Source organism: Paenibacillus sp. FSL F4-0236 (assembly GCF_038000135.1).
Taxonomy (GTDB): Bacteria; Bacillota; Bacilli; order Paenibacillales; family Paenibacillaceae; genus Paenibacillus_AQ.
Genome location: NZ_JBBOBK010000001.1, coordinates 2,587,870 through 2,602,652, shown reverse-complemented (window position 1 = coordinate 2,602,652; position 14,783 = coordinate 2,587,870). Strand labels below are relative to the sequence as shown.

At 47.2% G+C, this 14,783-nt stretch carries 7 protein-coding genes; 5 read left to right on the top strand and 2 right to left on the bottom strand.

Annotation, left to right across the window (positions count from 1 at the left end; all coding sequences use genetic code 11):
- Positions 1 to 3: 3 nt before the first annotated feature.
- Complete coding sequence (locus tag NSQ29_RS11840; protein ID WP_341125129.1) at positions 4 to 546, top strand: hypothetical protein; 543 nt, start codon at positions 4 to 6, stop codon at positions 544 to 546.
- Positions 547 to 815: 269 nt separating this feature from the next.
- Here the strand turns inward: NSQ29_RS11840 and NSQ29_RS11835 are convergent, their stop codons facing one another.
- The gene (locus NSQ29_RS11835) at positions 816 to 2,594 is read right to left on the bottom strand and encodes a histidine kinase (protein ID WP_081382913.1); all 1,779 of its coding nucleotides are present in this window, start codon (positions 2,592 to 2,594) and stop codon (positions 816 to 818) included.
- A complete protein-coding gene (locus NSQ29_RS11830) occupies positions 2,575 to 3,816 on the bottom strand; it encodes a response regulator (protein WP_076283770.1) in 1,242 nt (413 codons plus the stop codon). The genes NSQ29_RS11835 and NSQ29_RS11830 overlap by 20 nt, the downstream gene beginning before the upstream one ends.
- 307 nt (positions 3,817 to 4,123) lie before the next feature.
- On the opposite strand from NSQ29_RS11830, the gene NSQ29_RS11825 reads away from it, so the two are divergent.
- The 4 genes from NSQ29_RS11825 (at position 4,124) to NSQ29_RS11810 (ending at position 14,759) form a co-directional block, all read left to right on the top strand.
- Positions 4,124 to 6,301 (top strand): beta-galactosidase, encoded by a 2,178-nt coding sequence (locus tag NSQ29_RS11825; protein ID WP_341125128.1) that lies wholly within the window; start codon positions 4,124 to 4,126, stop codon positions 6,299 to 6,301.
- 57 nt (positions 6,302 to 6,358) lie between these two features.
- Positions 6,359 to 8,518, top strand: a complete 2,160-nt coding sequence (locus NSQ29_RS11820) for a GH92 family glycosyl hydrolase (protein ID WP_341126753.1) — start codon at positions 6,359 to 6,361, stop codon at positions 8,516 to 8,518.
- A gap of 204 nt (positions 8,519 to 8,722) precedes the next feature.
- Positions 8,723 to 9,811 carry a peptidylprolyl isomerase gene (locus NSQ29_RS11815; RefSeq protein ID WP_341125127.1) on the top strand — a complete coding sequence of 363 codons (1,089 nt, stop codon included), beginning with the start codon at positions 8,723 to 8,725 and terminating at the stop codon, positions 9,809 to 9,811.
- A gap of 25 nt (positions 9,812 to 9,836) precedes the next feature.
- Positions 9,837 to 14,759, top strand: coding sequence for an S-layer homology domain-containing protein (locus NSQ29_RS11810; RefSeq protein ID WP_341125126.1), 4,923 nt, complete (start codon positions 9,837 to 9,839; stop codon positions 14,757 to 14,759).
- Positions 14,760 to 14,783: the final 24 nt, after the last annotated feature.

The following is a 14,783-nucleotide window of genomic DNA, read 5'->3' as shown; positions in this document are numbered from 1 at the left end:
CCCTTGTTTAAATGGATTATTTCATTGATTTTAATCTTTACGCTGTCTGCTGGAATCGCATCAGCTAAGCCTACGCTTGCTTTTTCAAATGTGGGGTTGGATAAGCTGAAGAAAATTGCGGAATTCAAACTACTAGTACCGTCTCACTCTTTTAAAGGTTATAAGTTAGAAATTAAGGAACCATATCCGCTTGTTCTTGGTCAATCAGTTTCAAAAGTTAGACTTCATTTTTTTGATGAATCAGGAAAGACATATTTATTTGGAATTGAAGAACATAAGGCGGTTGGTTATAAAATAAACCGAGTTGTCACTAATTTAGATGTTCGTAACCAAACAAGTACAACAAGAACTATAGTCGAGGATTTTAAATTTAATGAACGTGAAGAGAAAATTAACATAAACGGAATCGAAGGGCGATTTGAACCATGGGCTAATCATACACCAGGAGGATACCTACGTTGGGTACAAGATGGTACTTTCATTGAATTCAACAGTGGAGATTTGACTAAAGTGGAAATGGTCGCGTTAGCAAAATCAATGAAATGATTAATTGGTTGAACTAACGATTTATGATTTCTGAGGAGCTTGCCATGGCAATGCTCCTCTTTTATTTGTTGAAGTAATGAATGGACACCCTTCCTTAGGAGATGAATTAATCAGAGGGCTTAATTCACTTTGAGAAAAGACAGAATAACTATTTACACTACTCACACGATAAAAAAGAAATCGCTCTTTATGAGAAAAGTGGAAGTACCACCTACCTCTCAAAAAAGGAACGATTTCTTTGTAATGTCCGCATTCATTAACAATCTTAGTTAATTGGGCAGCTCCTTCTTCAAGCTAATCGTAACCGTGGTGCCTTGCCCCGGAGTGCTGGAGATGCTTAGCCCATATTGAGGACCGTATTCCAGCTTGATCCGTTCGTCCACATTTCGCAACCCATATCCGCTCTGGAACAGCACATCTTCCTTAGCTTGGCTAAGTGTCGCACCGTTGGCAAAGCCGACTCCGTCATCCGTCACTGTAAAGCGAATCTCATCCTCCAGCAGCTCGCCTTTAATCCAGATTCTGCCCATGCCACGTTTTTCGCTAATGCCGTGCTTGATCGCATTCTCTGCGATAGGCTGAAGAATCAGCTTTAGAATGCGGACTTTGCGCAGCGATTCCTCAATATCGTATTCAATCTCGAATTTATTCGGGAAACGCATTTGCTCGACCGTCACAAAACTCTCCACCAAACGGATTTCTTCGTCGACAGTAACGAATTTATCGCCTTTATGCAGGCTAATCCGAAAAAAGGTCGCCAGAGAAGAAATCAGCCGCTCAATGTCGGGCTGCTTCTTCAGCCGGGCAATCCAGGCAATCGCATCTAACGTGTTGTAGAGGAAATGAGGATTGATCTGCGACTGCAGCGCAGTCAGCTCCGCCTTGCGCTGCTTCTCTTTTTCCTCATCTTTTTCAAGCATTAATTGGCTGATCCGTTCTACCATCTGATAGTAGCTGTTCTCTAGCTGGAAAATCTCATCGACCTGTGCCCGCTGCTCATAGACAGCTGCTAAGTCTTTTTTGCCAAACAGACTCAGCTTCTTCTTCAAGTTCAGTAGTGGTCGGGTGATTTTGGCCGCCAGATAAAAGGAAAGAATCAGTAGCACAATGAAGGTAACACTGGCGAAAAGAAGGGCATTTCGGTTACCCTTGGCAATTCCCTCCAGCAACTTATGGCTAGAAATCACACTGGTGAACTCCCAGCTAACACCAAGCGTTTCCAACCTAGGATTCAAAGGATAAGTAGCAATGATATAGGAATTCCCGTTATCTGACCAGGTGCGGTAGCCTTCTTTCTGACCCGGACGAAGAGGTGCGTTCTCCTCCAAAAAATTGCCCAAGAGCCGCTTGTCGGGGTGAGATATAATCCGCTCGCTGGAAGTCAGGAAGGAGTAGCCAATGCCAGTGAAACTGGAGGAATAAAGATCTGCCAAGGCGGCTTCTCTGACATAGATGATGACGACCCCGATATTTTGCCCCGTATTGAAGTTCCGGAATTGCTGTCCGAAGGGGATATAGGCATTGCCGTCCCCATCCCGTTTGATTTCACCGACAACAGGCATGCTGCTCTCCTGTATACGTTTAATGAACAAGGCTTCGGGAACCTCGAGCATCTGCTCCTTGGACTGATAAGAGTAAAGCATATTATCATTGGTGTTGATGATTACATTGCCCACCAGATCATTCTGTGCCAGCATACCGTCGATGATAGCCCCGATCCGTAATTCCTTGTCTGCTGCCGGCAGGGAATCGTTATTAATGATCTGGTAAATGTCGCTGTTCACCAGAAATCGCAGGAACAACATCTGAATGTCATCGACCATCAACTCCACACTGAGCCCAATTTGGCGTTGAGTCTGGACCACATGGCGATACAGATCCTTCTGCAGATAGGTATAGGAATAGAAGTTGAAAATAACAAGCATCAGCACCAGATGCAGAGACAATCCCACTAACAGGACAACAACAATCCGACTTTTGATCTTGAACCTCCGCATCCAAGAATCCATCCGGTTGGCCATCGTTAGCTTAACCATAGGTTTTTGCATATTCGCTCGGCGGGATGCCCGTCATCTTTTTGAAAATCTGGCTAAAGTATTTGGAGTCGGTGAAACCAACCTGATTGCCCACCTCATAGACCCGGTACATCGGATTGCGTAGCATACGTTTGGCTTCTTCAATCCGATATTCCGTCAGACATTCATAGAAAGTCTTGTTCAAATCTTTGCGGAATAGATGCATTAAATGGGTTGGACTGACGAACACAGCAGCAGCAACCATCTCCACGGTAATGTTCCCAGCATAATGCTCCCGGATAAAAGCGAGGGCGTCTCTGATTTCACGCCGGCATCGAGCTCCGGCCTCTTCCTCAGCGTACAACACGCGTTCAATACCAGACAATGCACGCTGCGCAGCAAGCACAGCCTGTTTGTATGAATCTACGATTCCGTTCCATTTTTCAGTTGGTTTGCCGATGCCAACGCTAAGAGCCTGGCCGAAGTGCTGCTGGCTCCATTCCGATAGCTGCTTACCTAATCTGCGGGCAGAATCGCCGGCAAGCTCAGGTTCATCGGTTCGGAGAATCATAACCCACTCCAGATGACTATCGCGGAATAGACAGAGCTGTTCAAAAGAATACGCTTCCAGAATAACCGCTGCTTCATCCTCCAACGCTTTGCCTACATCAGTTCCTTGAAGACCATTATCAGCAGGGAAGGCTATGGACAGCGGCAGCATAGCTTTTCCTGGTTCCAATTGCAGCTCCAGCAGCTTTATTTTGCTGGTAATGAATTCCTCACTATGCAGCTGGCCATGCAGTAAATCCTGCCAGAATTGTTTGGATATCGCGGCAATTTCCTCATTAAGCTGTGAATATCGCTTGGAGAGTTGCTTTTTCCCCAGAATTTCTTCGCCAACGCTTCGTACTGTATCTGCGAGTTCTTCTATATTAATGGGCTTCAGCAAATAGGTGGAGGCACCATAACGTAATGCAGCCTGCGCATATTGAAATTCGTCATAACCGCTAAGTACGACAATGCCTACGATCATGTCCTGCTCCCGTATTTTCTCGATAAGTTCAAGACCGTTCATATACGGCATACGGATATCGGTAATAATCACATCCGGGCGGTGCTGTAGTGCAAGCTCCAAACCCTCTTCACCATTGCTGGCTTCTCCTATGATCTCGACGTTGTATTCTGCCCAGTCTATGGTTTGGGTGATGCCCATACGGACGAGATATTCATCATCTACTATAAGCGCTTTCAACATTGGCCTCACCTCGAAGTAGTTTCTAATATGTCTTACAGTCATTATAAACATGAAACCTCTTTTAGAGGAGCGGTAATTTCTCAGTTGTCAGGATCACAAACGATTTCGCAGTATGTTCACCGGTGGCTAAGTACAAAAATGTCCGCATAGCGGAAGTTCTAAACATTTCAACAGCTTAACAAACCGTTTCATAGGATTCCATCCTAACTTTTGCAAAATGTACTGTGATAGACTTTAACCGTAAAAGAGCGGTAAGCGCTTTTATAAATACATGACATCGAAATTGAACGCTGTAGGAGGAGTACCCTTGATACAAAAATCATTTATTCCATTCGGGTTTCAATATTACCGTTCCCCAACCCCATTCCGGGATCAATGGGAGAAAGACCTAAGCAATATTGCCGGGCAGGGCTTCAATTGTGTGAAGTATTGGGTGCAGTGGCGCGCCAGCGTGTCCAAAGAAGGGATCTACCAGTTCGATGATATTCAGGAGCTGATGGATATTGCTGAACAGAATGGCTTAAAGGTCATTTTGAACGTGATTTTCGATGTGGCGCCAGCCTGGTTTTATAAAAAACATCCTGATTCCAAAATGATCACAGCAGACGGTTCCGTTCTGGAACCAAGGGCAATTAACTGCCGCCAGATTGGCGGAGCTCCTGGACCTTGTTATCACCATGCAGCTGCAGCCACGGAGAAGGCGAAATTTCTGGCGGAAACAGTGAAGACTTTCAAAGATCATCCTGCACTCTGGGTGTGGGATTTATGGAATGAGCCTGAGCTGACGACAGGGATTAAGCGCAAGCTGTCATTTGACAACCAGGTATGCTATTGCGAGCACTCAGTGCTGGCATTCCAAGAATGGCTGAAAAATAAATATATTACTCTGAAAGCTCTGAACGAATCATGGCAGCGGACTTACGGAAACTGGGAGGAAGTAGAGGCACCGCGTGGGCAAGGCGTATTCAATGATTTGGTGGACTGGCGGCTGTTCATGTCCGGTACTTTAACAGATGAGCTGCGGAGCCGGGTAGATACTGTGAAGTCACTGGATCTGCTTCATCCTGTTATGGCACATACTGTGCCAGCTCCTATTTTTAATATGATTACAGCAGGTTCAGACGACTTTAAGCTGGCTGAGCCCTGTGACCTGACAGGCAATAGCCTAGGGTCCTCAGCTTGGTCGGCTGATCTACTGATCTCTGCCGCCAAAGGCAAACCGATCATCAACTCAGAGATTCATGCGCTGCCTGGCAATACGGCGATGAAACCGCGCCAGCCGGAGCTGCGAGAAATGAAGCGGCATATTCTGACCCCGCTCGCCCGTGGCATCACGGGATATCTGTTCTGGCAGTATAGACCAGAGGTATTAGGACAGGAGGCTCCGGCTTGGGGTAGTGTGTATTTGGACGGCAGTCCAACCCCATGGTACAAGGATATGGCCCAACTAAATAAGCTTGTGCAATACAATAAGCATGAGCTTTTACAGGCAAAACGGCGTGGGGACGGGATTGCTATTCTATTCAGCCCACAGAACCAAATCGCAAACTTTGCTGCCCATGATCATTTGGACACCTATAACGATTCCCTTCAAGGCGTCCATAAACTGCTACATGATCTTAATTATAAAGTGGAATTTCTGCATGAGTCGGATGTTACGGAAAAGACATTGGACCAATACCGCTGCCTGTGGATGCCTTATCCACTGTATCTGAACCGTAAACTGTGTGACCTCCTGCGTGAGTGGGTAGAAAAGGGAGGCATATTGATTTCGGAATGCTCCTTCGGCGCCCTTCAGGCAGAGAATGGCTGTCACAGCTATACAGTTCCTGGTTACGGATTTGATGAAGTCTTTGGGGTTCGGGAGACTTGGATTCATTCTGCCGAGAATCTGGATCATAGCTATCATCAGGTAGCATTCGAATCACGGACGGCGATCCCACTCCTTAATGTAATGGAGCACAGCAAGGAAGGGGAAGCAGCCGCAGATGATAAGGCACACGGCTCCTATTACAAATCAGATATTTTGCTGCAAAGTCATGTGAAGGTCCTAGCCGAATTTGCCGAGGACAACATGCCTGTGTTGACGGCCGCCGCTTATGGCAATGGGCGTGCTGTGTGGTTCGGCACCTTGCTTGCGGCTGCCTACTGGCAGGATGGACATACCGGAACGCTCCAGTTGGTGCGAGATCTTTTACAGCAGGAATTGAAGCTACAGCCGAATGTGCAAGTAAGCGGAGGTGTCCGCGCTGATCTTTCCGAGTGGGAAGTTGAAGAAGACAGAGGTGCGTTCCTCTATGTGCATAATGAAGGGAACACGTTGACAGAAGCCAAAGTTACGCTGCCTGCCAATTATACCTCAGTAGAGCCATGGTTTGACGATGGGAATGCCAAAATTCAGCCAATAAATCCGTTTGAACCTTCAACAACTCACCTGTCTATACGGGTAGAAGCTGGAGATGTTCAAGTATTTCGATTATCTTAGCCGGCAGCAGTTAAGGTCGGAGATTATAGAGCTGGTGTAAGCCAGCCAAAGGAGTGTATCCATTTGGGTTTGTTAGATTATGTTAATCCATTACAAGGGACTAAGTCGGATTTCCGCTACTCACACGGCAATACGCTGCCGCTTACAGCGATGCCATTTGGCATGGCGGCTTGGAGCCCGCAAACCCACGAAGCAGGGGGGACCTGGTTCTTCCATCCGCACCATCGCCACCTGGAGGGCATACGACTAACTCACCAGCCCAGTCCTTGGATCGGAGATTATGGACATCTAACACTGTTGCCGCAGACTGGACCGTTATTGCTCAGTCCTGATTCGCGCTCATCTTCCTTTAAACCGGAAGAGATGCAAGTGTCCCCACACTACTTCGGTGTGTCTCTTCAACGATATCGTACCCGACTGGAGCTGACCCCTACAGAGCGCTGTGCGGTGATTAGAATAACATACGCTAAGGGGCAGCAGAACAGGCTCATAATAGCACCGCTTAAAGGCGAGTCTCAACTCACCTTTCAACCGGAGAAACGTAGGATCATCGGCTTTACAAGAGGCCATACCACCGGGGTACCCGATAATTTCGCGATGTATTTCGTCTTCCAATTCGACACAGACATTCTCATGGAGGATTCGGGAATTTTTGACGGGGAGTACCAACCTTTAGGGACGTATGAAGGAACCGGCGATAAGCTGGGCGCATACGTAGAATTAAACATACCGGAATCCGGTGTAATAGAAGTGAAATGCGGCACTTCCTTTATTAGTGGGGAGCAAGCGCAATTGAATCTCGATCGGGAGGTTGGTGGGCACAGCTTCGGAGAGATCTTGAGCAAAGCAGAGGCAGGCTGGGAAGAACGGCTGAGCCGCATCGTTGTCGAAAGCGCGGATGAAGAGAACCTCCGTACCTTTTACAGCTGTATGTACCGGATCTGCCTGTTTCCTAGAACATGGCATGAATATAACGAGCAGGACGAGCAAATTCATTACAGTCCTTTTAACGGCAGCATTTGCCGGGGTCCAATGTATTCAGATATCGGACTGTGGGATGTATACCGGACTAGCTTCCCGTTATACAGTATCCTGTTTCCATCCTTGCTCGGTGAGATCATGCAGGCTTGGACATTAGCTTACGGTGAAAGCGGTTGGCTGCCAAAATGGCTGTCACCAGGCGAACGCAGTGCCATGCCCGGCACACTGATCGATGCGGCAGCTGCGGATGCCGTGGTTAAGGGCATCGGCGGCTTCGACGTAGAGCTATTATATGAAGGTTTGCTGAAACATGCAGATCGTCCGGCTACAGACGAGAAGCTGGGTAGACGGGGGCTAGAATTTTATTTGCAGCACGGCTATCTGCCGCATGATCGTTTTCATGAAAGTGTAAGCAACACGCTGGATTATATATACGGAGACTTCTGTATAGCCCAGATAGCCAAAGCACTCGGCAAAATGGATGATTATGAGCGTTTTATGGACCGGGCGCAGAATTACAAGCTGCTGTTTGATCCAGAGGTTGGTTTTATGAGAGGCCGTAACGAGGACGGTACTTGGCAGGAAGGATTTGATCCTTTAGCGTGGGGTGATCCGTTCTGTGAAGGTGGGGCTTGGCAAGGTAGCTGGGCAGTTCCCCATGACTTCCCGGGATTAGCCAGTCTAATGGGTGGCGAGGAAGCTTTTGTTCGGCGAATGGACCAGTTAATGGCCGAGGAACCGATATTCAAAGTGGGATCTTATGGCTTGGAAATTCATGAAATGTCGGAAATGGCTGCGGCCGATTTAGGGCAGTTTGCCATCAGCAATCAGCCCAGCTTCCATATTCCTTATATTTTCGCCAGACTCGGGGCGTTGTCCAAAACACAGTACTGGGTTCGCAAAACCATAGCTAAACTATTCAACAGTGGAATGGATGGGTTGCCCGGCGACGAGGATAATGGCAGCATGGGTGCCTGGTATATTTGGAGCGCCATCGGACTGTATCCGTTAAGTCCCGGGATTCCCGAATATGTGCTAGGCAGCCCTCTATTTGATAAAGTAACGATTCGGCTTGAAAATGGGCGGCAATGGGTCATTGAAGCGCAAAACAACAGCCCTGCCAATGTGTACAGTAAATCGGTCCACTGGAACCATACGCTTTGGGAGCACCATTCTTTGCCTCATGAAGAGATTATCAAAGGCGGCGTCCTGAGCTTCAGTATGTTTTCGGGTTAGCCCCAACATAAGAGCAATGCTAAGCAGTCCGGAACATTCTGGGCTGTTTTTGTATTTATAGATGGAGCATCTTGCTCTTTTTAGGCAAATGGTGAAATGGCAAACCATTTCGCAGCATTCCCGCCTGTTTTTTCAAAGGTAACATGTCTAATATCGAAGAGAATGAAAGCGCTTAATATGAGTGCGGAGAGGAGGAATCAACTTATGACTTTAAGACTTCATTCCAAAAGAAATCGACTTATCACTATTCTGTTCGCTCTGATTGCGGGAAGCCTGCTGCTGATTGGCGCGATGAATGTGCAGGCTCCACAAGCAGAAGCACCACTTCTGACCCTTAACGGACAGGAGGTCACTGCAGCGGAGTTCAACTGGCATCTTCAAATGAATCGGGCACTGACTGCTGATTACTTTAAACAGACCTACGATGCCAACTACTCAGAGAAATTCTGGTCTACCGACTATTCCGGCGAAAAACCAATCCAAAGGTGGATAAAAGAATCCCAGACACAGCTACTGACGAAGCGGATGGAGTTGCATCTTGCTCAAGAAGCAGGGGTGGTATCGGATATCAGCTTTGAAGGTTTTCTAAAAGAAATGGAGCACGAGAATCAACGGAGGAGTCAGGCGGCAGCGAATAAGGAGGTGGTGTATGGTCCTCTTCACCTGGACGCACAGGCCTATTACAGTTATTACATGAGCAACCTTGAAGATACCACGATTGAGGCAATGCGCAGCAACGGAGGTATCGTGATTTCAGATGAACAGGTAAGGCTGGAATATGAAGCAAATCTAGCTGCTAAATATTCTCGGCCGGGAGCTATACGTCTTGAATGGGCGTCACTGCCCTTTGGTCCGGAAACAGAATACAAGGATCAGCAGGAGGCCATGGAGAAAATGGAATTGCTCCGGGCAGCAGCAACAGCAGAAATAAGATCAGACGCAGGCATCCGTCAGCAGGCAAAAGAGCTGGGTATAAACGTGGGCGAAGTCAAAATAACAAGTGCTTCCCGACGAACAGCAGCGCTGGAAAATCCTAAGGTATTGCTTGCTGCAGATCAGCTTGCACCTGGACAGATTAGTGGCTTGTTTGCTGAAAATGCGGCCATTCATCTACTTTACTGTCTATCGATAGAGGATGCAGGAGTTGAACCTTTCGATCAAGTGAAGGATGCTATCACACTTCATTTGGCGCAACAGAAGTTTAGATCCATGGTGGACGATAAGTTAGGCAAAGCTATCGCAGAATGGAATTACCCGATGGCCGAAAGACTCGCAAACCAAGCCAATCAATAAATATTCAAGGGGGAATCCTACAACAATGTTAAAAAAACTCGCAAAATCACTGCTAATGATAATGCTGATCTTCACGACAGTGTTCCCTGTAATGGGTGCTTCTGCCCATGCTGAAGAGACGTATGCCGATGATTTCTCTGCTTTGCCAGCAGCGGAGCTGCGTTCGGAGAATTGGTTGATTGACAGCAGCAATCCTCAATTCTTCGGCGGAGATGCTACGCGGTTGGTCAGGACATCCACGGATACCGGTTATGCCGTTTATTCATTAACAGGAATTCAGTCGTTTACGCTTCAGGTCTATTATTTCTCTGGCTCAACAGCCGTAATCAAGTTCTACGGATCGGGCGATGCGACAGCGTGGACGGAGCTTCCAGTCATTAATGACAGTCCCACAGCAACCGGTTCTGGTTGGTATGGAACAGTATACACGCCCGCCGGTGCACTTCCGAATGATATCAATTATCTCAAAATCGAGATCAGCGGCGACCTCGACAGCTGGCTGATGCAGCTCGGACACCTTACGCTCACCAATGTATCACTTGCACCTCAAACGATTAACGATGAGCTTGATGACGTTTCACAGCTCTATGCATTTAGTACAAATTGGTCTTTAGATACAAGCAATCCCATTTTTTTTGGTGGAGATCATTCTCGTGCAGTGAGAACAGCAGATTCGGCAGAATCACTTGTGTACCATTTGCATAATTTGCAGCATTTCATCGTCCGTCTGCATTCCTTTGCCGGGTCTAGTGGAAGCATCAAGTTCTATGGATCGGCGGATGCATCCACCTGGACAGAGATTTCAGCAATACATGAAGCTCCACAATCCACAGGAGATGCAGCTTGGACCGGGACGAATTATACCCCAGCACAAGGGATTCCTTCCGGCATTCATTATTTGAAAATCGAGCTCAGCGGCGATTCCGCACCTTGGCTGATGCAGCTAGGATCGGTCTCCTTGTCCAACCGCTTGCCTGGAGATGGAGGGAACAGCGGTGGAGACGGTGATTATTACGTCGATTCATTTGCGGGCAGCGACAACAATGATGGAAAAACACCGGAGACTGCCTGGAAGTCCTTCTCTGTAGTTAACCAGACTACCTTTGAGGCTGGAGACCGAATTTTGTTAAAGAAGGGTGGGATCTGGAACGAACAATTATATCCTAAGGGTAGCGGAACAGACGATAAACCGATAACAATCACTGCCTATGGCAGCGGAAGTAAACCGACTATCAATGGTGGAGGCATGGCCGGAGCAGCTGTATACCTGCGCAACGCCTCAAACTGGAGCATCCGGGATCTGGAGGTCACTAACTATGCTTCCGAGAGAGGAACCATTTACCGGGAAGGCATAATGGTGGAGAACGCAAACGGAGGAACTTTAAGAAATATCCGCATCCAGGATAACTATATACATGATGTATCAAGCAGCTTCCGTTATCCGACAGTTTCCGGTGCAGAAGGGGGTCCACATGCGTTCGGTGGAATCTCCGTATATGTGGGTGGAACGACGGGCACGGACAAATTTGATGGGGTATGGATCGAAGGCAACACGGTCGAACGAATTGGACGGACAGGAATTGTGGTATGGGATCAGCGTTTCAACGGAGCCGACTATGCTACGGTCAATGTTACGATCCGCGGAAATTATGTCAAACAAGCAGACAGCGACGGCATCCTCACCTTCGGTGCGGACGGAGCGTTAATTGAGCATAACATAGCAGAAGAAGGTGGGAACTACTCCGAAGAAGGCGAGTTTAACGGCTCAGCCGCAATCTGGCCGACCCGGGGCAAGAATAATATCGTGCAGTTTAATGAGTCCTTTAACACAAATAAACCAGAGGGAGATGGACAGGGCTTCAATCTGGATATCGATACTATGGACAGTGTAGTTCAATATAATTACAGCCATGGCAATAAGGGCGGATTCATGCTTTTTGTCGATGCCCGTTTAACTCCAGGAGTGCTTATCGGCTCCTCTAACAATGTAGTCAGATACAACATCAGCCAGAATGATCTGACGCATACGTTTAATTTTGCAGGCGGGGTTACGCCGGATACGCAAATCTATAACAATACGATCTATATCGGCACTGGGCAAAACACCAAAATAATCGACCATGAATGGGACGACGCGGGAAATATCAACGCTCCCTATACGTTCAGGAACAATCTGGTCTACAACCTTGGACAGGGAGGTTATAATCTGCCCGGGGAAAATGGCAGCTTCGACCACAACCTGTTGTATGGAAATCATCCAGTAAGCGAGCCGGAAAATACGAATTCCGTCACAGCGAATCCGCTCTTGGTTGCTCAGGGCAGCGGTGGAATTGGCTGGAATACAGTGGACGGTTACAAACTGAGAGAAGGTTCTCCTGCACTTGGTGCTGGTGCTATTATTGCAGATAATGGCGGTCGGGACTATTGGGGAAATGCTGTTTCAGCAGAAAATCCACCGAATATCGGAGCCTATAATGGACCCGGACTTGATCCTGCCACACTGCCTGAAGCACCTGTAGATGATCTGCGATTATATTTTCAAGGCTTAAAAATTGCTCCTCATATTACAGATGGTAGAAACGGAGGCATATCCCTTCAACTTCAGTTAACAAACAGTTCTGGAGTAGACCCTCTGAAAATTAACAAAATTTCCTGGAAAATAGGGGAAGGAAGTGGCCAACTCAGCGGTAGCGAGTCGCAACTAGCCGAAATCGCTCCGAATAACAAATTTACTTATCCAATACCCTTGCCGGGATTCTCTGAAGGTGTCAAATATCCTCTTGAGTTGACCGTTGACCTTGAAGGCTATGAGACAGTTCACCTCAAGCAAAACATAGATATTAACCGGATGAAGCATCAGTCAGACACAGGAATTCCCGCGCTGATTGATCTTGCAGACGGAACCCCTTTGTTGAGCGGGTATAACGGTGCGGATGATCTTAGCGGAACAGCGCAATTACGCTGGGACGCGGATAACATTTATTTGACCGCCGATATCCGTGATGATGTATTCAGCCATAATGCATCCGGGATTAATATTTGGCAAAATGACAGTATTCAATTCAGCCTTGCTCCCGGTGTACCGGGCGATAGCCAATCCTGGTATGAATACGGAATTTCACAGACGCCGGAGGGGCCGCAAATATACCGCTGGCTGTCCATGAAAGGTGCTGCTACTGGAGTGTTGACCAAAGGAACTCTAAGTGTAACCCGAGATGAAGCGACTAAGATTACCTCATATGCACTGGCACTACCTTGGAGTGAAGTAAGTCCAATTCGGGCAGCATTAGGCAATATCTTGAGCTTCTCGATGTTGGTTAACGATAATGATGGTGCGGGCCGAAAAGGGTATATTGAGTGGGGATCAGGCATTGGCGCTGCGAAAGATGCGACACTCTTCCGCACCTTCCAGTTTATGAATGTCGAAGATGAGGAGGAGACACAACCGATTGATAATGCTGATTTAAGCCTTTTGAGTATAGAGGGTTCAGAAGTTCCCGAGTTTGACCGGAACACACTCACCTATACAATAAATGTACCCTTTTCTAAAACAGCCGTGACTGTAACAGGGATACCTTTAGATCCGAAAGCCAAATTAACAGTAACTGGCGGAAGTGAACTAAAAGTAGGAGAAAATAGTGTTAGCATCAAAGTTACCGCCGCAAATGGAACAACAACAAAGACCTACACTTTGAAAGTGGTACGGAGTGAAGACCGCGGGGGAACAGAAACGCCTGGCAGTTCGTCCGGCAGCAATAATGGCGGTAACAATAGTAACAATGAAGGGAAAATAGTTAATCCAGTGAATATAATCTCAGCCGGCCGTATTCAGATTCAGGCTTCACCTGATGCTGAAGGAATGCGCCTTGCACAGCTTCCTACTGGAGAAATTCAAAAAGCAATGAAGGGTGTGCAAGATGGTGCATTGGCACTTGAGCTTACTAAATTAGATGCCACAGCTAAGGGAGTAACCTTTCAATTGCCCGTTACCGAACTGAAAGATAATGTTATCTCTCTTACAATAAAAGCAGGTGAAACCACCGTAACGTTCCCAATTGACAAGATGGGTAGCAATATTCCGGAGGGTTCCAAGCAGTTGGAGCTGTCCATTCATTTTGTTGATCCTTCAACCCTTTCTGTTGCATTAAAAGAGAAATGGAAAACGCATGCCGTGTACCGGATCTCCTTGATGGTAGATGGAAAGCAAATAGAAACATTAAGTCAATCTGCGGCAATGAAGATATCGTTTGGATATAAATTGAATCCAAGTGAAGCGCCGAATCAAGCCATCGTCTATTCTATTACCCGCGAGGGGCTGGCGGAAGTGGTCAAGAACTCCAAATACGTTTCAGGTACAGAGAGCATCACCTTCACAACACGGAACTTCGGATTATACGCTGCAGCGAATGGAGATATACACTTCTCTGATGTCAATTCGGACTTCGCTGCTATCCTAGAAGCGTTGGCATCTCGTGATTTGGTTCACGGCACAGGCGATGGCAAATATGAGCCTGCCCGCCAAATCACCAGAGCAGAGTTTGTTCAACTGCTAGTATCAGCGCTAGACCTTCAGGCCGATAGTAGCAGTACTTTCGAAGATGTGAGTCCAGACGCTTGGTATTACCAAGCTGTCTCAACAGCTCAGGCGCTAAAGATTGTTAACGGACGCAGCGAAGGCTTATTTGGCGCAAAAGAACCGATTACTCGCCAAGAAATGGCTGTTATTTTGTTTCGCGCTCGGAGTTTAGCTGCTCTTCAGCCGGATTACTCCAGCAAAACGGTAGTATTTGCTGATCAGAAGCAAATCGGAGCTTATGCCAGGGAAGCAGTTGAGTACCTGCAGCAGTCAGGGATAATCAATGGTTATTCCGACGGAACCTTCAGACCACTGAATCTGACCACCCGTGCGGAGGCTGCTGCTTTGATTTATAGAATTGTGGGATTGTAATCATCACAAAAGAGCTGGAGCCAA